We start from the raw sequence: 19,401 nt of genomic DNA, 5'->3' as shown, positions 1-19,401 counted from the left end.
CATTGCAGGCATCTTGATTGGGCTGTTCTACGCGTTGGTAGGGCTTGGTCTAAATCTGATCTTTGGTGTCATGAAGGTCGTCAACTTGGCACATGGCGACTTTTTGATGCTTGGTGCTTTCGGTGCCTATGTTTCCTATCAGTTATGGCACATTAACCCAATCGTTTCGGTCCTGATTGAATTTGTGGTTTTTGCGCTTCTTGGCATGCTCATTTATTTTGGATTCGTACCGCGATTGGTGCAATCCAAAGACCCTGAGATGTTGTCGCTCATCTTGTTTTTTGGCGTTTCACAAGTTATCGAAGCACTTGCAACAATGGCATTTGGTGTAAATCCTGTGTCATTTAACGTGAATATGTTTGGTCCGAGCCTGGAACTGTTCCATCAAGCATACCCATCCTATCTATTCGTGCCGTTCGTTGTAAGCCTAGTGCTGCTCGCGTTGATGTTTTTCTTCATTTACAAAACGAAACCCGGCACCGCCATTCGTGCCATCATGGGCAGCCGCGATGAAGCTGCAGCTAACGGCATTTCCATCCATCGCTATTCTTCCCTTGCCTTTGGTATTGGCATTGGACTCGCCGCGGTGGCGGGTGTATTTGCGCCGTTCGTTGTTGGAGGCGTAGACCCCACAACCGGCACAGACCTAACGACGATTTCCTTTGCCATCATTGTTATTGGATCGCTAGGCAACCCCATTGGTACCATTTTCGGGGGCCTGGTGTACGGGATTTCGATGATGCTGATGCAAACCTATCTGCCTTCTTGGGCGAGCATTGCGCCTTATGTGCTGTTGATTTTAATTTTATTGATTCGACCCAGTGGTATTTTAGGAAGAGGGGTAAGGCATGCGTAAACAGACCACTATCGACCTTTCCATCAGTTTGGTATTGGTGCTCGCGTTTGTGGCGTTGCCCCATTTTTACTCCAATCTGACCATATTGTTCATGATGGCGATGTACATGGTTTTGTCACAAGGCGTGAACTTGCTGTACGGTTTAACAGGGTACATGCCCTTTGGTTACGTCGGTTTTTTCGGAGCAGGGGCATATGGATTTTCAATCGCGCTGCAACATTTGCATTTCCCGATTGTACTAGCCTTGATTTTTGGGGTCTTGTTTACCTCCCTCGTCGGTGTAATTTTGTCGCCGCTCCTGCGTCTGTCGGGTGCCTATTTCGCAATCGGCAATCTGGCGACCTCGCAGGTCATCTACGGGATCGTCGCGAACTCGCACTTACAAGGTATTACCGGCGGCGGCGATGGTGTCGATATCAGCCAGTACTTTAATCAAACGGCCAGTTATTACGTGATGCTCGCGGTGCTGTTGGTTGTCATGGTCGGAATCATCTGGGTCAAGCGTTCCAGCTTTGGTCTGTCATTGCAGGCCATGCGTGACGACTCTGTCAGTGTAGCGATGTCCGGGGTCAATGTTGTGCGCAACCGTATGCTCGTGTGGCTTGCTAGTGCGGCTATCGCCGGACTTTGCGGGGCCATTTACGCTTGGTTCATTTCCTTTTTTTATCCGAGTTCCGTTTTCGATGTGAGCATCGGAATTTTTGCGATTGTCTTTATGCTCTTTGGCGGACAGGGCACAATTTTCGGTCCTGTCATCGGAACAATTATCCTTTACGGCATTTACAACGTGATTGGGGTCTCTACGCCGCAATACTTCCAATTGGCCTATGGCGTCTTGATCGTGATCTTGGTGATGTTCCTGCCAAACGGTGTGTTGTCATTGTTCAAAAGAGGGAGGCGAGCGCATGGGCGCGTTCTTGAAAGTCGACCAAATTTCTAAGCGGTTTGGTGGGTTTTACGCCGTGAACGGTCTCTCTTTTGAATTGAAGCAGGGAGAAATTTTGGGGCTCGTAGGCCCAAATGGTTCCGGAAAAACGACATGTATCAATGTACTTTCTGGGATTTACGCTGCTGATGGCGGAACGGTCGAATTTGACGGCAAAATGATTCATACAATGCCTTCCTATAAGATTTCAAACATCGGCATCAATCGAACGTACCAAATACCGAAGTGTTTTCATTCACTGACGGTTAAAGAAAACATTGACGTTGCGTTGGCCCATGCAAAGCACAAGCCGCAAGTTGATCCGGTAGAATTTTTGGAACTTCAAGGCATCATGGGGCGAAACGCAGGAACGCTCAACACTGCTCAACAAAAGACGCTTGACTTAGCTCGTGCACTTGCGACAGGTCCGAAGTTGCTGCTTGTGGATGAATTGGCCGCCGGGTTAAACCCTGAAGAAACCGAATCCATGACGACGAAGTTGTTGCATTTAAGCGAGCAAGGCGTTTCCATTATCGTGGTTGAGCATTTGCTCAGCTTTGTGCATGCACTCACCAAACGCGTCATTGTCATGAACGCAGGAAAGCAAATTTTTGAAGGAGATCTCGAGAGTGCTTCAAAAGACCCGCTCGTCAATCAAGTTTACTTGGGAGGTGACGCGGTATGAGTGAAATTTTATCTATTCAAAGCCTCTCTTCCGGCTACGAAGGGATGCAGGTTTTGAATCGTGTGTCTTTGTCCGTGGACCAGGGGGTCACCGCTGTCCTGTTGGGGGCAAATGGTGCGGGAAAAACAACACTGCTGAAGTCCACACTCGGTATCATTTCTCCAATGAGCGGGGAAGTCTTCATCGACGGGAACAATGTTACAAAAGATAAACCTGAAGCGAAGATTCGCAAAGGTATTGCCTATTTTTCCGAGTTCGGCGTTCTACCAAACTTGAGTATCCACGAAAATCTAAAGCTCGGTGGATTCTTTCTGCATCACAGTGACTTGAAAGATAAAGTGGCCTACATGTATGAAAAATTCCCTGATCTCAAAGAAAAGAGGAAGGAACTCGCAGGCAGTCTCAGCGGTGGACAACGAAAGATGCTGGGCATGGCGCGGGCGCTCATCAGTCAGCCGAAGTTGGTGCTAATGGATGAACCCTCCGCAGGGCTGTCACCACTTTTTGTGAATCAGGTCATCTCGCTGGTCAAGGAATTTAAAAAGGAGTTTGGCTCCGCGTTCTTAATCGCTGAGCAAAACGTGAAATTTCTCGACATCGCGGATCACGTTTTCGTCCTGGATGGCGGAGAAATCACCTTCACCGGTACGGTAGCGGAACTTCAAGAGAGTGACGCCATCAGCAAAGCGTATTTCGGTGTACATTGACGGAGCAGAAAGTAAAACGAGGAGCGGTATAAACGCCAAGTGGTTGCTGGTGTTTACGTATCATTTGCAGGTGTGCCGCATCCGTCTTACAGACAACGGTGTCATTCGACGCTTCCAAGAGGTGCCCGCAGTTGCGGGCACCTTGCCATTTGTGCGCCTTGCATACGCGTTGCCAGTAGGACTCGGCTGGGTATGCGTAACCTTGGCATTCTCAGCTCAGGTGGGACGCTCCGCGAATGGTCGGTAATCTGTGGTCTTCGCGACGATTCTGCTGTTTGCCATGAGCTGTCTATCGGACACTTTCCATGTATGACCACTGTTGTTCTGTCTTCTTACGCCCACGAAGTTATACCGGCTCGTTGAGTAAATCTTACATCCGTTCGCTCTACACCGTTGTTGGAAGCCAACATCTTCACCTAGGGAGACATCCGGAAACTTGGCGAATTGAAACACCGACTTCTTGAATGCGATTGTTCCACCTCCAATACGATGGACATATCGGTTTTCCTTGTTTGGATACCGTAGAAGCAACAGTTTGCGATGTTGCAGATACGTATATATCGTAAGTTTGCCTACTACCGCAGCTTTGGCGCGTCGAAAAGCTCGCATGGTCTCTGAGATGTATCGCGGGGCATAGTAGTCGTCATCATCAAACTTCGCAACATAATTGTACTTTGATTTACGAACCGCGAAGTTGAGGCACCTGCCAAGGGACCAGCCCTGCGGCAATTGATAGATGGAAACATTCTTGTACCGTTTAGCTGCTCGTCTATATCGATTTAGACTTAGTTGGTCATTGTTTAAAATAACGATGAGTTCTTTTTGGGGCCACATCTGTCTACTGTAATTATTCAACAGATGTTGGATATAACCGGCTCTCTTTGTGCAAGTCATAATGGAAACACCTTGTGAAAGTAGTCCATTATTCTCCATGTTTGTCCTCCAGCGCTCAATTGTGCCTCTTACGAGGTCTTCGGGTTTTTCCTTCGGTGGCAAACTATCCCTCAGTTATCCGGAGTTATCTGCGAAAGGGTATGATTTTCAACGAGTTCTTGTATTGTTTCGGCACGCCTTAGTTTATGACCGCACAGTAAACCCGTAGCGGCACATACCTTGTGTGAACGTCCCGTTGATATGTACGGAAGACAGATGTGCCTTCGTGGACTGGGCAGATGGGCTATGACAAGGTGTCCACGTTTTGGGTGATTTGTGCGGTTAAAGTACTAGGCAAATCTAGAATCAAGTCACTTTTTATGCGTGAATGTTCTAAAAAGTTTGATTTGTAATTTATTTTTCGGTTACAATTTGACATCAAGATAAATGCCTAAGAAGTTGGAGTTGAGATGGTGTGAGAATTGGTATACCGAAAGAAAGCCTATCTGGCGAAACAAGGGTTGCAGCAACCCCAAAAACCGTCGACCAGTTGAGGAAACTGGGATTCGAAGTTGCGGTTGAATCTGGTGCGGGTGCGCTGGCGAGTTTCACTGATGCGATGTACGCTGCAGCAGGAGCAGAAGTCGTGAACGACAGTGTGGTTTGGGAATCGGATCTCATCTACAAGGTGAATCCGCCAAGTGAAACAGAAGTCACGAAGATTCAAGACGGATGTACGTTCGTAAGTTTCTTGTATCCAGCACAGAATCCAGAGTTAGTGAAACGACTTTCTGAAAAGAACATCAACGTCTTGGCGATGGATATGGTGCCAAGGATTTCGCGAGCGCAGTCGATGGATGCGCTCTCCTCGATGGCGAACATTGGGGGCTACAGAGCGGTTGTGGAAGCAACGCATCTGTTTGGCCGTTTCTTTGCAGGGCAGATTACGGCCGCCGGGAAAGTACCTCCCGCAAAGGTTCTGGTCATTGGTGCTGGGGTCGCTGGTTTGGCTGCGATTGGAACTGCCAATTCACTGGGGGCAATGGTTCGTGCATTCGATACACGTCTTGAAGTGGCCGAACAAATCGAATCCATGGGTGGTCAATTCCTGAAGCTGAATTTTGAAAGTGATGAAGACGGCTCGACGTCTGGCGGTTATGCCAAGGTCATGTCGGATGAGTTTATTAAAGCTGAGATGGCGCTGTTTGCACAACAGGCGAAAGAAGTCGACATCATCATCACGACGGCACTCATCCCTGGAAGACCGGCACCGAAGCTGATTACCAAAGACATGGTAGACAGTATGAAACCAGGTTCTGTGATTATTGATATGGCCGCTGCGGCTGGCGGAAACTGTGAGTACACGGTGCCTGGGGAACTCCACGTGACAGACTCGGGCGTAAAGGTTGTTGGTTATACCGACCTTCCTGCACGACTGCCTGGTCAATCGTCAGAAATGTATGCGACAAATCTACTGAATCTGGCGAAATTGCTTTGCAAAGAAAAGGATGGGAACATCGACATCAATTTTGATGACGTGGTCCTGCGTAATATGAGTGTGATTCACAACGGTGACATCACGTTTCCTCCTCCGCCGATTAGCGTCTCGGCTGCCCCGAAAACATCGGCAAATGAGAAAGTGGAGACGTCTGACTCAACAGCGAAGGCAGAGAAAAAGCCTTCGAATCTTAAATACATCTTTGGAGTTGCCGGAATTCTGCTGTTTGGGCTTATCAGTTATGTATCTCCGCCAGAGTTCTTAGCTCACTTCACCGTGTTTGCACTGGCTGTGGTGGTGGGCTACTACGTGGTCTGGAATGTCACGCATTCCTTGCATACGCCGCTCATGTCTGTGACAAATGCCATCTCGGGGATTATCTTGACCGGTGCATTGTTACAGGTCGGCAGTCCTATCATGTCAGTCAAAATTATCTCCTTCGTTGGTATCTTAATCGCATCTGTGAACATTTTCGGCGGCTTTACGGTCACCCAACGGATGTTAAAAATGTTTAGCAAAGAACAGGGGGGGCGCTAAGTGTCTACAGGTTTAGTAACAGCTGCATACGTGATTGCAGCACTCTTGTTTATCTTGAGTCTAGCGAATCTGTCAAAACAAGAAACGGCTAGAAACGGAAATAAATTTGGCATGGTTGGGATGGGAATCGCCTTAGTGGCCACCATTCTCAGCGTTAATGTCCACAGTTATATTTACATCGCTGTTGCGCTGCTGATTGGAGCCTTCATTGGCATTCGGTTGGCGCTGAAAGTAGAAATGACACAAATGCCTGAGTTGGTAGCCATTCTGCACAGCTTTGTCGGACTGGCAGCAGTCCTTGTCGGTTATAACAACTTCATTCGGATTTACACCGGTGTCGAGGCAACAACACGCGGGGCTGTCTTGAATATTCAGTTGACTGAAATTGTCCTCGGGATTTTCATCGGGGCAGTTACGTTTACCGGGTCAGTTGTGGCGTTTGGGAAGCTGCATGGCTTAATCAACTCCAGGGCACTTTCGCTTCCGCACAAGCACAAGCTGAACCTGGCAGCTGTGATTGCATCCGTTGTCTTGATGGTGTTGTTTATCGTAACGGGTGGAACCGGCAGTGCGTTGATTTACCTGTCTGTCATGACGGTTATCGCTTTATTCTTTGGCTTACACCTGGTTGCATCCATTGGTGGAGCGGATATGCCCGTCGTGATCTCGATGTTGAACTCGTATTCAGGCTGGGCAGCCGCTGCGGCCGGCTTTATGCTATCCAATAATCTGCTCATTGTTACCGGAGCTTTAGTAGGGTCTTCTGGGGCCATCCTTTCCTATATTATGTGTAAAGCGATGAACCGCTCCTTTATTTCCGTGATACTTGGCGGGTTTGGCAATGAAGGCGCCGCTCTCACAAGTGATGACGAGATGGGTGAGTACCGCGAAATCAGTCCGGAAGACGTTGCAGAAATGCTGAAACAATCCACTTCCGTGATTATTACGCCGGGTTATGGAATGGCTGTGGCGCAGGCTCAGTACCCAGTCGCTGAAATCACGAGAGCACTTCGCGGCATGGGGATCAATGTCCGCTTTGGCATTCATCCGGTTGCAGGTCGTTTGCCGGGTCATATGAACGTTCTTTTGGCCGAGGCAAAGGTTCCATATGATATTGTGCTGGAAATGGATGAAATTAATGATGACTTCCCGGAGACAGATACCGTGCTTGTGATCGGCGCGAATGACACCGTGAACCCTTCTGCGCAAGAGGTTCCCTCGAGTCCAATTGCCGGTATGCCTGTGCTTGAAGTATGGAAGGCACAAAATGTAGTCGTCTTCAAGCGTTCGATGAATACCGGGTATTCCGGTGTTCAAAACCCACTCTTCTTCAAAGAGAATACATCCATGTGCTTCGGCGATGCAAAAACGTCCGTTCAGGCTGTTCTGAATGCGATTGGCGCGGAGGCAGCAGCCAAGATATCGTAACGTCCTCGTGAGCTGTTACGAGCGCTGGTGTATATTTGATTGAGGAAACCAAGGCGCACAGTCCCAGAGGGTTATTTGCTTCTGGCACTGTGCGTTCCTTAGGAGTCGGGTCATTCGCGACATAACAAAGGAGGAAAAACTGTGCGAGCGATACAAATGTCTAGTTTTGGTGAGGCAGACGTTTTACAGGTAGTAGATTTGCCTGTTCCTGAACCAGGTCTGAACGAAGTACGGGTTCGTCTCCATGCGGCAGGCATTAACCCTGCGGAGACCTATATCCGCACAGGCACCTACGCGTTTTTAAAACCGGACCTGCCCTATACCCCTGGTTTTGACGGTGCGGGGATTGTGGACAAGGTGGGGGACGGGGTCACAAGGTTGCGCCCCGGTGACAGAATCTTTGTGGCTGCGATATTGGCGAAGAGAAATACGGGTACATACGCAGACATGGTTGTTTGTGACGCCGATGCAGTGCACCCGCTTCCTGAATCATTATCTTTCAGTCAAGGTGCTGCCATTGGAGTGCCAAGTCTGACTGCCTACCGGGCACTGTTTCAGCGAGCTCGAATCCAGCCTGGGGAGACGGTGCTCGTACACGGGGCAAGCGGGGGCGTCGGACTATTGACGGTTCAGCTTGCACGTGCCTACGGTGCTCATGTGATTGGAACGGCAGGGTCCGCGGATGGGTTGGCATTGATTCGCCAAAACGGTGCGCACGAGGTGTTGAATCATTCGAGCGAAGGCTATCTCGACAAAATTCCGGCCCTCACGAATGGACACGGAGTGGATGTAATCGTCGAGATGCTGGCGAATGCAAACCTGGAAGAGGACTTGAAGGTCCTGGCACAGTACGGGCGAGTCGTGGTTGTTGGGAGCCGGGGAAGTGTCGAGTTAACGCCAAGACTGGCCATGATTAAAGAGGCAGACGTCCTTGGCACGGCGCTCTGGAATGCACCTGATTGTGAGTACACGGCAAGTATCTACGGGGTTGCTGCGGCGCTCGAGGCTGGAACAATTACGCCTGTTATCGCCGAGGAGTATCCACTTGAGAAGGCGGCTCAGGCCCATATTGATATCATCAACCAAAAGGGTGCACACGGGAAAATCGTGTTGCGAAACGACTTGGGAGCCAAATAGGGCACTGAATCGGGGCTAGCACTATGCCGAACATCCCTCTATTCACATTTGTATAAATACGCTATATTCAACATTATCAGACATGTTTGTTTAAATTCCGACTCTCTGTGTGGAGGCTGTGCTGTGAACATCCAATCCGCCCTATCTTCCGATACGTTCTTCTCCATCGTAGATAGCCTGAGCGATGCTGTTGTCGTGGTTGATTCGGGAGAGCACATTCTGTATTGGAACCAAAGTGCGGAAACGATTTTTGGGTACTCAGATACCGAGATGTTGGGTCAGCCCGTCTCTCGAGTGATTAGCGTGACCAAATTAGGTGGTCATAAGGCGCAGATCGAAACGGTTGCATATGACAGAGACAAACGCAAGTTCCCCGTTCTTGTTTCACTGATGCCGTTAGATGGTGCCCAAACTGCGCTCGTTATCCGAGACATCAGGGATAGAAAGACGAGTGAGTATCGGCTGGAGCGTTCACAACAGTTAGGACAGGTGGGTACTTGGGAACGAGATATTCGGAGTGGAAGGCTTTACTGGTCGGAAGAGATGTTCCGCATCTGCGGCCTTGAACCTCGGGAATATCTCCTCGTTCGCGAGTTTCTTGATAAATGTGTTCATCCAGGAGACGTCGAAAAGGTGCGACAGTCGATGAACAATGCTGACTCTGGAACTGTCTATGATGTCCAGTATCGAGTGGTAAGACCGGATGGAGAGGTTCGATGGGTTCATGCCCGTGGCGAACTAGAAGTGGAAGGAGATACACTGCGGAGCGTTTTAGGTTGTATCAAGGACATTACGGCGTACACCCAATCACTAGAGGATCTGAAACGCAGCAAAGATAATCTCAAATTAGCACAGAGGCTCGCCAAGCTGGGCCACTGGGATTGGGATGTTGCCAAAAACGATCTGTTTTGGTCTGACGAAACATGTACCATTATGGGACGGCATCCTTCAGATTTTGGTGGAACGTATGAAGGTTTCCTTTCTTTAGTCCATCCTGACGATCGCGCCGCAGTGCATCAGTCCATTCTTCGCGCTTTACAGGGCCTTGAATTGGATTTTGAATATCGTATTCTCCGGCCAGATGGCGAGTCTTGCACTTTACATGTGGTGGGACAGGCATACTTTGATTCGGCTGGTGAACCGCTCCGGTTGTTCGGAACGTGTCAGGATATCACTGAGAAGCAGAAGACGGACGAGATGCTGATCCGCTCTGAAAAGTTAGCTGTTTTAGGACAACTAGCCGCAGGCTTCGCGCACGAGATACGGAATGCCTTAACCGTTGTGCAGGGTTTCATGCAGCTATTGAATTACAAAGCTGGAGACACAGAAAGGCGATATTGCGGCATCATGATGACCGAGTTATACCGTATTTCTAATATCGTTGACGAGTTGCTTGTGTTAGCCAAGCCTCAAGTTTACGTTACCAAACCGATTGTCATTGAAGGTTTGATTCATGAGGTACTAGCCCTTTTGGGTGCACAAACGCTGTTGCACAACGTGGAATTTCGCAGTGAGCTGCATTACGAAACGGTGGTAAACTGCGAGCCAAATCAACTCAAGCAAGTTTTAGTAAATGTCGTTAAGAATGCCATCGAGGCGATGACAAATGGCGGTACCATCACATTACGGACGGAACAGACAGGAGAATTTGCTGAAATCCAAGTGGTTGATCAAGGGGTTGGCATTTCCCAGGATACAATTAACCGATTGGGAGAGCCTTTTTACACCACAAAAGATGGTGGTACAGGATTAGGGCTCATGGTGAGCCAGAAGATCATCCAAGCGCACCGTGGGCGCATTGATATATCTAGCGAAGTGGGGGTCGGTACGACCGTTACGATTATCTTACCCATGCAACCGAACCCTGTCTAAATCGTTACACGCTAACGGACTGAGATACGGGCGTCTAACGTTTCTCTCTAGAATTTCTCCCAAGCGGCTCCAATATCGACGAAGTTTCGCACGAGCGCGGAAGAATCCCCAGTCCGCCACGCAATACCCATGGCGGCCATCGGCGCTACATCCTCCACTGTCCGGTACACGACATCACGGGCGTGCAGGTTTTGCGAGGACGGCGGGACAAATGCAATCCCGATACCCGCGGCCACAAGCCCAATTACGGTCTGAAACTCGAGTGCTTCCTGAGCGATATTTGGTGCAAAGCCGCTCTGGTTACAGAGGCTCACGATATCGTCGTATAGTCCTGCCCATGTCTTCCGCGACAGGAGCACGTACGGAACCGTGGCCGTGTCGTGGAGCGAAATCGTATCTGATTGCGCAAGCGGATGCCCTTGCGGGATGGCGAGCACACAGCGTGCAGACTGCACTGTGAGGGCTTCGAGGCCGCTTGAAACCGGCGGGCGCAGGACGCCAATGTCAATATCTCCGCGTGCCAATGACTCGACTTGAAGCGGTGTGGACATCTCCGTCAGGGACAGATGCACGCCTGGATAACGTCTCTGATATTCACGTACGACGACGGGTAGGACGTCGTAGGTGGCCGATCCGACGAAGCCGATCGAGAGTTCCCCGATCTCGCCGGAATCCGCGCGGCGAGCAAGGTCTGCAGCGTGGTCGACCCGTTTTAGGATAGCCCGTGCCTCCACGAGAAACACTGCACCCGCCGCAGTCAACTCAACCTTTCGTTTGGTGCGAAAGAACAACTGGACGCCAAGTTCCCGTTCGAGTTGAAGGATTTGCTGGCTGAGCGGCGGTTGCGTCATCTGCAGTCGCAAAGCGGCTTTCGCGAAATTCAACTCTTCTGCTACCGCCACGAAGTATTCCAGGTGTCGAAGTTCCGTAACGACACACCTCCTATATGCCCATCCCCACATTAAGTCGCCTTACGACTTAGTTGCGTATGAATTATATATTGGACTCTTCATTTCATCAAACATACCCTAATGAGTGAACTTAAAAATCATGTAAACCGTGAGGTAATGAAATGCTGCGGAAACTTATTCAGTTCCGTCCATTAGGGTCAAATCGGTATTTTAACTGGCTAAAGATTGTGGTTCAAGTCGCATTATTGTGGGGGATCTCCGCCGCAACAAACGCGGTTGCAAATATCGTGCACTCTCCGATTCCGGGCAGCATCATCGGATTTGTGGCACTCTTCCTGCTCCTGAAGTTCAAGGTCATCAAGTTGTCGTGGGTGGAAAAAGGCGGGGACTTTCTGCTCTCCAACTTGCTGTTGTTTTTTATCCCGGCCGCTGTCGGGATTGTCCAGTACGGGCACATGGTTCGTGTTGACGGCGTACGCCTCGTTGGGCTGATTCTCATCAGCATCGTGATGGTGATGGGCTGGACCGGATTTCTCGCGGAGCGGCTGGCAAAACGGCAGCACCGGATCCAGACCGCCTCGTTGGACGCTGACGTCGCTAGCGCATCCGCACAGCGGGTAGCATCTTTACAAAAGAGTCTATCCCCACAGTTGGGCGATTCCCACCGTCCGGTTGAGTCTTCGCGACAGGGCGCCTCTCACCGCGAGAGTGCACGTCCGATGGTTGGGAGGGAGGCGGAGTGATGGCACTTTTGTGTTTCCTTGGGACTATCCTGGTTTTCCTGCTCAGCCAACGTGTCTATCGCCGTTGGCGGTTTGTGTTGCTGCAACCGATGTTGACCAGCTTCCTGGCTGTTGTCATTATTCTGCTCCTGACGCACATCCCCTACAACACTTACATGAAAGGCAGCCAGTACCTGACTGATGCACTGCAACCTGCCACCGTTGCTTTCGCGATCCCGTTCTACCGCAACTTTGCTCTGTTTCGACGGCACGTGAAGAACATTCTGCTGAGCATCGCATCGGGATCGCTCATCGCCATCATCACGTCCGTGGAACTGGCCCGATGGTTTGACCTCGGCGGTACCATCGCGCATAGTATTGCACCGAGATCGGTCACTACGCCGATTGCGATGGAGATCTCGCAGAACATCGGCGGCGTACCGGTCTTGACCGCGACGTTTGTCCTCATGACCGGCATCATCGGCATCTTGGTCGGCCCGCAACTGATTCGCTGGCTGGGGATTCGCTCCCCGATTGGGCAAGGCACCTTGATGGGCATGGGTGCGCACGGGATTGGTACGGCCCGAGCATTTGAAGAAAGCCACGAGGCTGGCACCATCGCGAGCCTCTCGATGATTTTAGCAGGATGCATGACCGTCGTGTTGATGCCGCTGCTCAGTCATGTGCTCCTGCACTAAGTTTCAGAGACGTAAAATCGAGTGTTTGAACGAATCCTTTTTGGCATATAGGTTTTATCGCAGAAGATGATCTATTTTCGCTATACACGGAGGTCAGCATGAGGGTCGTTTTCAAGATTGTGTTTGCGAGTGCGATTGCCTTTGCCGTATTGCTGGTCTGTGGAGCGGTTGTCTTCTCAAGGTACATCAAGAGCCAAACGCTCAATACCGCCGCTTTCACCGACCCGCCAGGTCAGACTGTTGTGTACGATGGTTCTGGCCAAGTCTACATGAAAATCGGTACCGTTCCTTCTAACCTGACGTACAGCGAGCTCCCACAGAACCTGGTGAATGCCATTGTGGCGACGGAGGATCACAGTTTTTGGAACGGATCGCCCCTCGATATCCGTGCCCTCTTCCGTGCGGCCTTGGTTGACGTTACGTCCGGTCGAGCATCACAGGGTGCGAGCACCATCCCTGAACAGTTGGCGAAGATCCTATATCTCAGCGACAACAGGACGGTTTCCTACAAAGTGAAGGAAATCGAGATGGGGATTGAGTTGCAAAGGTACCTGACGAAGCAGCAGATTGTGGCCATGTATCTGAACAAGGTGTACCTCGGCGAAAGTACCATCGGCGCCGAACAAGCGGCCCTTCGCTACTTTGGTGTCAACATCAAGCAAAACCCGAACAAGCTAACCCTGAGCGAAGCTGCCTTGTTGGCCGGTTTGCCGCAAGCTCCAACCGCGTACGATCCGATTGTGCATCCCAAAGCGGCGCTCGAACGCCGTAACGAAGTTTTGCAGAACATGGTCAAATACGGTTACATCAGCCAAACCGTGGCGAGTGCCGCGGAAAAGCAACCGCTTGGAGTCACATTTCACTCCATCTCGAGTGATTCTTGGAACACGCATCCTCTGTTCACCAACTTCTTGCTCGATTACGCAGCCAAACAGGGGATCTCCGAGGAACAGATTCTTCGCGGCGGCTTAAGCATCTACACAACCATTGATCCGCGGGTGCAAAAGGCGGTCCACCAGGTCTTTTGGAGTACGAACTACCGCGGCGATTTCCCGGGACCGACGACGGGAACGGTGGTGCAAGGGTCGGCTGTGTTCGTCGATCCGAAAACGGGCGGCATCCTTGGCGCAGCGGGATCGCGCAAACAGGGGTTTACACCGCTTGGAATGGACAGGATATACAGCAACAGTTCACCCGGGTCCTCCATTAAACCGATTATGGAGTATGCACCGGCGATTCAAAGCGGGAAATGGAAACCGAGTTCGGTTCTTGACAACAAGCCGCACAATTTTGGGGATGGGTACACTCCGCAGAACTGGGAAGGACCATCTGGGCCGGCAAAGGTGACCTTGCAGTACGGACTCCAGTGGTCACAAAACGTGGCCTCCGTCTGGCTGCTGCAACAAATTGGCATCAATACAGGGGCAAACTTTGCTGAAAACGATGGTATCCCAATCACCGCGAAGGACCGAGAGCATCTCGGCATTGCGATTGGCGGCATGCAAAACGGTGTGAATCCGCTCGAAATGGCGCAGGCCTACGAGGGATTTGACAACCATGGAACGCAGATTGGAGCACACCTGATTACGAGAGTGGTCAATCAAGACGGAACCGTTATATACAACTACACGCCGGTCGTCAAACAAGTGATGACGCAACGAACAGCAACCACCATGACCCGCCTGCTGCAGGATGTGGTCGATTACGGAACAGGCACGTCCGCGAAGATTCCCGGGGTTGGAGTAGCGGGGAAGACCGGAACGGTACAGTACAGCTCTGGCTTGACCGGATACAACAACTGGGTGCGAAATGCGTGGTTCGATGGGTACACGCCGAGTCTCGTCGGATCCGTCTATATCGGCTACGACAATGCAACTCCGGCTTATCACTTAACGATGTCGCCGCTCGATCCGTCTGCGAACGCCGCTATGATCTTTCAAAGCATCACAAGTCTCGCCATCCAAAATGGGTATCCTGGCGGACAATTTGCTGTTGGACCCTATCCCGCGAGCGGGGCCAGAGCGGTCACGACTCCGCCGCCAAGACAAAAACCGAGTCCGCGGAGGCATCAGGCGCATCATCTACGGCTTCCGGGTCTTCCACATCTTCCGATCTTCGGACCGCATCCGCCGGGGCCGCCTCGCCACCACGGGCCGGGAAGAAAAGGCGGTTGAGCGTGACGCATTGAAAACAGGCTCTGCCTCGCGGCAGAGCCTGTTGGTTACTCTGGCACTTAGGAACCTGAGTTTGAAGTTGAATTTGAAGTTGAGTTTGCCGTCGAGCTGGAAGCTGGAAGTGTGACCTTAATGTTGGCCTGCTTCTCGGTCTGATTCACCAGGTTGCTAAACGCGTATTTAGATGTAGGATCTGAGAGCATTTGGTTCTTTACTTGAGATGCAACGGAACTGAGTGGTTGTACCTTACGGTTTAGGACCTCCACAACGAACCATCCATACGTCGTATTGAAAGGGAGTCCAACCTTTCCAATCGGCTGCGTAGTAACGGCTTGAGCATACTGCGGGACCCAGTTACTTGCAGGCTGGTTGGAATAGAGCCCGCCGTTGTCTTTGGAGCCAGGGTCTTGTGAGTACTGCTTAGCCAGCTTGTCCCAGTTCGCCGTACTATGATCCGCCTGAAGCATCTTGTAAATCGATTCCGCCTGCGTTTTTGATTTGACGAGAATGCCGCGTTGCGTCGTGGTTGTAAAACTGGTTAGGTGTTGGTTGTAATATGTGCTCACCGCACTCGTTGGAATGAGGCTCGCTACATAATCTTCGACGGCGAGTTCGCTGCTGATGGTTTGCGTGACGTAGGCGTCAGTCAGGTTCAGGCTTTGCATTTTCTGGTTGAACGATTGTGTGGAGTTGTTATAAGCCTGTTGGACGACCTGAGTTTTAAACTGTGAGGTTTCGTTTTGAACCGTGGTCGAGGTCGACTTGAATCCAGCTTGGGCAGCCTTTTTGGCAAGGATCCTATCGATGGCGATGTACTGTTGCAAGACCTGTGTCTTGACGGTATTCGTGCTTGTATTCGCCTGAGGATTGACCAGAGAAAGCACGTTTAGATACTGGTTCATATCGGTTTCGGTCACCGTTCCGCCACTGTACGTCGCGACAACAACGGGCTTGTTTGCAGTACTCTGACCGCATCCTGACAAGGGCAGGGCAATCAAAATAGGGACGATGCTCATGGCTATGTAACGTGGCATTTTGATGCGCATAGAAGAGTCCTCCAGGGTTCGACAAAGATTACACAAGATGTGTTAGGTGCATTATACCATTGAAGGTTTAGAACTGTTTAAAGTCGAACCCCGTTCGGACTCTCGTCCAATGCGTAACGCTATTGGCCTGCTTTTTTTATTGATTCTCCCTGCTCCGTGTTCCTGCATAGTCGATGTCGGTCCTGTCTGTTATTGCTCCTGCCACAGGATGCGGGAGATACCTTGGATGGTCGCAATCCCGTATGCTTCTGACGGGTTGTTCCGCGTCAGGACGGCCACGACGTAGTTCCGACCGTCTCCTACAATGTAACCAATACTGTTGATCTCCCATCCTTGCGATTCGATGGGCAGCCAACCATTCTTGAGGGCCACTGTCGCAGTGTCAGGTACACCCCCAGACACACCCCAATCCTCGTAGTTCACAACATGCTCCATTAAATAAAGTCCATAATTGCGCTCTTGTGCATCTAGCAACGGGTTTGGATAAGCGTAATCGCGGATTAGTTTGACCTGATCGAGTGCAGAGGTCTGGGTCAATCCCCAGTATCCGTATGCACCGGGTGTGGTCTGATCCATTCCTGCTACGCGCAGGAATTGGCCAATTCCAGTGGCTCCTCCGGACAAATTCCATAAGGCGGAAGCGTCATTGTTGTTGCTGTACTCAATCATCGGGGGCATTAGGGACTTTTCTTCCGCGGTGAGCAGCGTGTGGTGAATTTCGGACTGATGCAACAGGTTCGCCATGATGGTGGCTTTCACAATACTCGCGGTGTCGAACCGCAGATTCGGATTGAACAAATACGTCTGTCCATTATTGGCATCGTAGACGGCCACCGAAACTGTACTGGCGCGGGACCTGACGAAATTCTCAAACTCAGTACCAAAGATAGGGGTGTTCCACAAATCCCAGTTGGTTCCGTTCCAGTTGCTTCGTATCTCCATGCGATTCAGGACCTGCATGACGTACCAGATTGGCATGTAGGTGGTTGGCTTGCCAGAAGCGGGATCAACATACGTGATTCCAGATACATTTTGGACCAGTGTTCCATTAATCACGATGTTCATGTTGCCATGACCGGGATGGATTCCATCGAGATCGACTGGGGCATTCGCAGGGGTTGTGAGTTGCAACGAGGTGCCATTCCAGGTGTTGTGAATTCCAACTCGGCTTAGAGCGTCAGTCAAGTACCAGATGGGCATGTAGGTCGTTCCATTGGTAACGAGGCCATAAGGGAGGCTGACCGACTCACCATCCAGCGTTATCCTGTCTCGTTTGACAGGATAAGTCAGCGAGGCTTGTGCCGTCGAGACGTGAAGACCAACTCCTCCTACCAACACGGCCGCAGCAACGAGTGAAGAAATTAGTCCTTTGTTCACGAACTTCACCTCTTGAAATTTTCAATCAAGAAATGATATGCGCGGTACTGGAGGCATTGAACTGGAATGGAAAATTAGAATCGTTTTATGGGGAATCTAGCAGATGTGGTTAGAGAGAGGGTAGTCAGCTGAGCGGGCCGACTTATGCGTCAGCCCGCTCAGGTGCAGTGACCTTGTCTACAGCAAGGTCTCGAAGCCTGAACTTCTGTATCTTCCCGGTTCCTGTCATGGGCCAGTCGACTGGTTCCATAAACCAAATGTGTCGGGGTACCTTGAACTTGGCGAGGCAAGCGTTGCACCAATCTATCAGTTCGCGCCGTGTGAGACTTTGATTTGGCCTAAGCTCTACAAAAGCCGCCCCGATTTCCGTTGTGCGAGCGTCCGGTACACCGACGACGTAGGCTTGTCGTACTGCCGGGTGCGAGGTAATCACATCTTCGACTTCTTTTGGTGACACGTTCTCTCCCGAAACCTTGTACATATCTTTGGAACGACCCAACAGTTCGATATACCCCTGTTCATCAATACGCCCCAGGTCTCCACTGCGAAACCAGCCGTCTTCATCAATCGCACGTCCTGTTTCATCGGGACTTTTATAGTATCCGCGTGTGACGATGTTTCCACGTACGGTGAGTTCGCCTATCGATCCGATAGGTAAATCCTCACCGGTATCTGGGTCTATGACCTTGTACTGTACATTCGCTCCGCCATATTCGGGAAGTCCTGATGCACCAGCTGGCTTAATGCGGCCAACACGGGTGGAAACGAGTTCCACCGGATCGCCCACTTCATTATGGGTCGTAGACGCGGTTACTTCGGTGCCACCGTAACCGGTAGCGAGCTCCGTAAGCCCGAACACGGTCACGGCCCGCTTCCACAACGGAACCGGTGCGGGCGCCGCCGCGCACATGAGGGCGTGCATATTGGACCAGTCGTATTTTGAGATGTCTGGGTGGTCCAAAAGCGCCACGAGCATGGACGGAACACACAGGAAGTCATTGGCTTGATGGTAATACATCATTTCAAGTGTTTGCTTTGGTGAAAATGTTGGCGCAGTAATGACTGTGCCACCGACGAAAGAACAGGCAAGCAATCCTTCCTCCAGCGCAAACACATGGTATAGGGGCAACGCTGTACACACGCGTCGTCCGTCCTCAAAGGCGCGACTCAAGCACGTGGAGTAGGCACAACGGAGGAAGTTGTCATGGGTGAGCATGACGCCCTTTGGCTTTCCGGTAGAACCAGACGTATAGATGATAAATGCCGTTTCGTCAGGGTATTTGCTGTCTCGCCATCTTCGTTCCACCGCAGAATCCGGGATAGATTGCCCTTGTATGACGAAATCGTCCCATGGTATCAGATTGTCGGGAATCGGTTCTTGTCCTGTTGGAATGCAGACGACGTGTTGGAGCGACCAATCAGATGGCGTTTCTGCTGAGCGCAGCTGTTCGGATGCGGTTCTGGCATGGGAGAGACCTGCAGCGGACTGATGCATCAGCAAAAAGCGGGAATCCGACTGACGCAGGACAAAGTTGAGCTCATCGGGGCGAAGCATCGTATTAATCGGGATTCCGACAGCTCCCACAAGGGATAGGGCAATGATAGTAAATACGAACTCCGGTTCGTTGGCCATGAGGATGGCGACGTGATCGCGGCGACGGACACCCAAGGCTAGCAGTGATTTGCTCACTTCCCACGATTTCATCCACACGTCTTCATATGTGTACTGAGTAGTAGGCGTAATAAGCAAGCTTCTGTCACTGTGCTTGTTGCAATATTCTGCAAAATGATCTCCTAGTGTGCGGCGTTCCCATGCTGGTACAAGTGCATTGAGAGCGGCGCGACGTTCCTCGACTGATGGCAGCATCACTGTGGCCATCACAGTTCGGACAGCGTCTGTGAGTTTAGGAAGAATTCCTTATGTATGCGTGATCCGGACTGTGGCCTTCACCTCC

16 protein-coding genes are annotated in these 19,401 nt (G+C 50.9%); 11 read left to right on the top strand and 5 right to left on the bottom strand.

Going from position 1 to position 19,401, the window contains the following annotated elements; translation table 11 throughout:
- The first annotated feature begins 13 nt into the window (after positions 1-13).
- The 4 genes from AN477_RS03745 to AN477_RS03730 are packed head-to-tail and all read left to right on the top strand — an operon-like array spanning position 14 to position 3,173.
- On the top strand, positions 14-856 hold the full coding sequence (locus tag AN477_RS03745) for a branched-chain amino acid ABC transporter permease (protein WP_211265947.1): 843 nt from the start codon (positions 14-16) through the stop codon (positions 854-856).
- The gene (locus AN477_RS03740) at positions 849-1,796 is read left to right on the top strand and encodes a branched-chain amino acid ABC transporter permease (RefSeq protein WP_054967840.1); all 948 of its coding nucleotides are present in this window, start codon (positions 849-851) and stop codon (positions 1,794-1,796) included. Before AN477_RS03745 ends, AN477_RS03740 begins: the two co-directional genes overlap by 8 nt.
- Entirely contained in the window at positions 1,762-2,466 is a 705-nt protein-coding gene (locus tag AN477_RS03735) for an ABC transporter ATP-binding protein (RefSeq protein ID WP_054967839.1), read from the top strand. The genes AN477_RS03740 and AN477_RS03735 overlap by 35 nt, the downstream gene beginning before the upstream one ends.
- Entirely contained in the window at positions 2,463-3,173 is a 711-nt protein-coding gene (locus AN477_RS03730) for an ABC transporter ATP-binding protein (RefSeq protein WP_054967838.1), read from the top strand. The genes AN477_RS03735 and AN477_RS03730 overlap by 4 nt, the downstream gene beginning before the upstream one ends.
- A 216-nt stretch (positions 3,174-3,389) precedes the next feature.
- On the opposite strand, the gene AN477_RS03725 is transcribed toward AN477_RS03730, so the two are convergent.
- On the bottom strand, positions 3,390-4,106 hold the full coding sequence (locus AN477_RS03725) for a glycosyltransferase family 2 protein (protein ID WP_054967837.1): 717 nt from the start codon (positions 4,104-4,106) through the stop codon (positions 3,390-3,392).
- Positions 4,107-4,521: 415 nt separating this feature from the next.
- On the opposite strand from AN477_RS03725, the gene AN477_RS03720 reads away from it, so the two are divergent.
- The 4 genes from AN477_RS03720 to AN477_RS03705 all read left to right on the top strand — a co-directional run bounded on the left by AN477_RS03720 (position 4,522) and on the right by AN477_RS03705 (position 10,518).
- Complete coding sequence (locus AN477_RS03720) at positions 4,522-6,081, top strand: Re/Si-specific NAD(P)(+) transhydrogenase subunit alpha (protein ID WP_054967836.1); 1,560 nt, start codon at positions 4,522-4,524, stop codon at positions 6,079-6,081.
- The gene (gene pntB, locus AN477_RS03715) at positions 6,082-7,509 is read left to right on the top strand and encodes a Re/Si-specific NAD(P)(+) transhydrogenase subunit beta (protein WP_054967835.1); all 1,428 of its coding nucleotides are present in this window, start codon (positions 6,082-6,084) and stop codon (positions 7,507-7,509) included. It abuts the gene before it with no gap.
- Positions 7,510-7,650: 141 nt separating this feature from the next.
- Positions 7,651-8,646: an NADPH:quinone reductase gene (locus tag AN477_RS03710; RefSeq protein WP_054967834.1), complete on the top strand. Its 996-nt coding sequence runs from the start codon at positions 7,651-7,653 to the stop codon at positions 8,644-8,646.
- A gap of 123 nt (positions 8,647-8,769) precedes the next feature.
- Entirely contained in the window at positions 8,770-10,518 is a 1,749-nt protein-coding gene (locus tag AN477_RS03705; RefSeq protein WP_054967833.1) for a PAS domain-containing protein, read from the top strand.
- 47 nt (positions 10,519-10,565) lie between these two features.
- Here AN477_RS03705 and AN477_RS03700 read toward each other — a convergent pair whose 3' ends face one another.
- Positions 10,566-11,480 (bottom strand): LysR family transcriptional regulator, encoded by a 915-nt coding sequence (locus AN477_RS03700; protein ID WP_054967832.1) that lies wholly within the window; start codon positions 11,478-11,480, stop codon positions 10,566-10,568.
- 110 nt (positions 11,481-11,590) lie between these two features.
- Between AN477_RS03700 and AN477_RS03695 the strand changes: the two genes are divergently transcribed.
- The 3 genes from AN477_RS03695 to AN477_RS03685 all read left to right on the top strand — a co-directional run bounded on the left by AN477_RS03695 (position 11,591) and on the right by AN477_RS03685 (position 15,023).
- Positions 11,591-12,172: a CidA/LrgA family holin-like protein gene (locus tag AN477_RS03695; protein ID WP_054967831.1), complete on the top strand. Its 582-nt coding sequence runs from the start codon at positions 11,591-11,593 to the stop codon at positions 12,170-12,172.
- Positions 12,172-12,849: an LrgB family protein gene (locus tag AN477_RS03690; protein ID WP_054967830.1), complete on the top strand. Its 678-nt coding sequence runs from the start codon at positions 12,172-12,174 to the stop codon at positions 12,847-12,849. The genes AN477_RS03695 and AN477_RS03690 overlap by 1 nt, the downstream gene beginning before the upstream one ends.
- Positions 12,850-12,947: 98 nt before the next feature.
- On the top strand, positions 12,948-15,023 hold the full coding sequence (locus AN477_RS03685) for a transglycosylase domain-containing protein (RefSeq protein WP_054967829.1): 2,076 nt from the start codon (positions 12,948-12,950) through the stop codon (positions 15,021-15,023).
- 59 nt (positions 15,024-15,082) lie between these two features.
- Here the strand turns inward: AN477_RS03685 and AN477_RS03680 are convergent, their stop codons facing one another.
- From AN477_RS03680 to AN477_RS03670, 3 genes are all read right to left on the bottom strand, one after another.
- Positions 15,083-16,069 (bottom strand): peptidylprolyl isomerase, encoded by a 987-nt coding sequence (locus tag AN477_RS03680; protein ID WP_054967828.1) that lies wholly within the window; start codon positions 16,067-16,069, stop codon positions 15,083-15,085.
- A 189-nt stretch (positions 16,070-16,258) separates the two neighbouring features.
- Positions 16,259-17,446: a serine hydrolase gene (locus AN477_RS03675; protein WP_054967827.1), complete on the bottom strand. Its 1,188-nt coding sequence runs from the start codon at positions 17,444-17,446 to the stop codon at positions 16,259-16,261.
- Positions 17,447-17,588: 142 nt separating this feature from the next.
- Positions 17,589-19,313, bottom strand: coding sequence for a class I adenylate-forming enzyme family protein (locus tag AN477_RS03670; protein WP_083485925.1), 1,725 nt, complete (start codon positions 19,311-19,313; stop codon positions 17,589-17,591).
- Positions 19,314-19,401 lie beyond the last annotated feature (88 nt).

The sequence above is a fragment of the Paenalicyclobacillus ferrooxydans genome, from assembly GCF_001399675.1.
In the GTDB taxonomy this organism is placed as follows: Bacteria; Bacillota; Bacilli; order Alicyclobacillales; family Alicyclobacillaceae; genus Alicyclobacillus_B; species Alicyclobacillus_B ferrooxydans.
Note: the sequence above shows the minus strand (reverse complement) of the source record. Positions and strands in the feature narration are given on the sequence as shown.

Coding starts and splice junctions, on each gene's coding strand:
- AN477_RS03740 (WP_054967840.1), top strand. CDS start 849: ATGCGTAAACAGACCACTATCGACCTTTCCATCAGTTTGGTATTGGTG.
- AN477_RS03735 (WP_054967839.1), top strand. CDS start 1,762: ATGGGCGCGTTCTTGAAAGTCGACCAAATTTCTAAGCGGTTTGGTGGG.
- AN477_RS03730 (WP_054967838.1), top strand. CDS start 2,463: ATGAGTGAAATTTTATCTATTCAAAGCCTCTCTTCCGGCTACGAAGGG.
- AN477_RS03725 (WP_054967837.1), bottom strand. CDS start 4,106: ATGGAGAATAATGGACTACTTTCACAAGGTGTTTCCATTATGACTTGC.
- AN477_RS03700 (WP_054967832.1), bottom strand. CDS start 11,480: ATGTGGGGATGGGCATATAGGAGGTGTGTCGTTACGGAACTTCGACAC.
- AN477_RS03695 (WP_054967831.1), top strand. CDS start 11,591: ATGCTGCGGAAACTTATTCAGTTCCGTCCATTAGGGTCAAATCGGTAT.
- AN477_RS03690 (WP_054967830.1), top strand. CDS start 12,172: ATGGCACTTTTGTGTTTCCTTGGGACTATCCTGGTTTTCCTGCTCAGC.
- AN477_RS03685 (WP_054967829.1), top strand. CDS start 12,948: ATGAGGGTCGTTTTCAAGATTGTGTTTGCGAGTGCGATTGCCTTTGCC.
- AN477_RS03680 (WP_054967828.1), bottom strand. CDS start 16,069: ATGCGCATCAAAATGCCACGTTACATAGCCATGAGCATCGTCCCTATT.
- AN477_RS03670 (WP_083485925.1), bottom strand. CDS start 19,313: ATGCTGCCATCAGTCGAGGAACGTCGCGCCGCTCTCAATGCACTTGTA.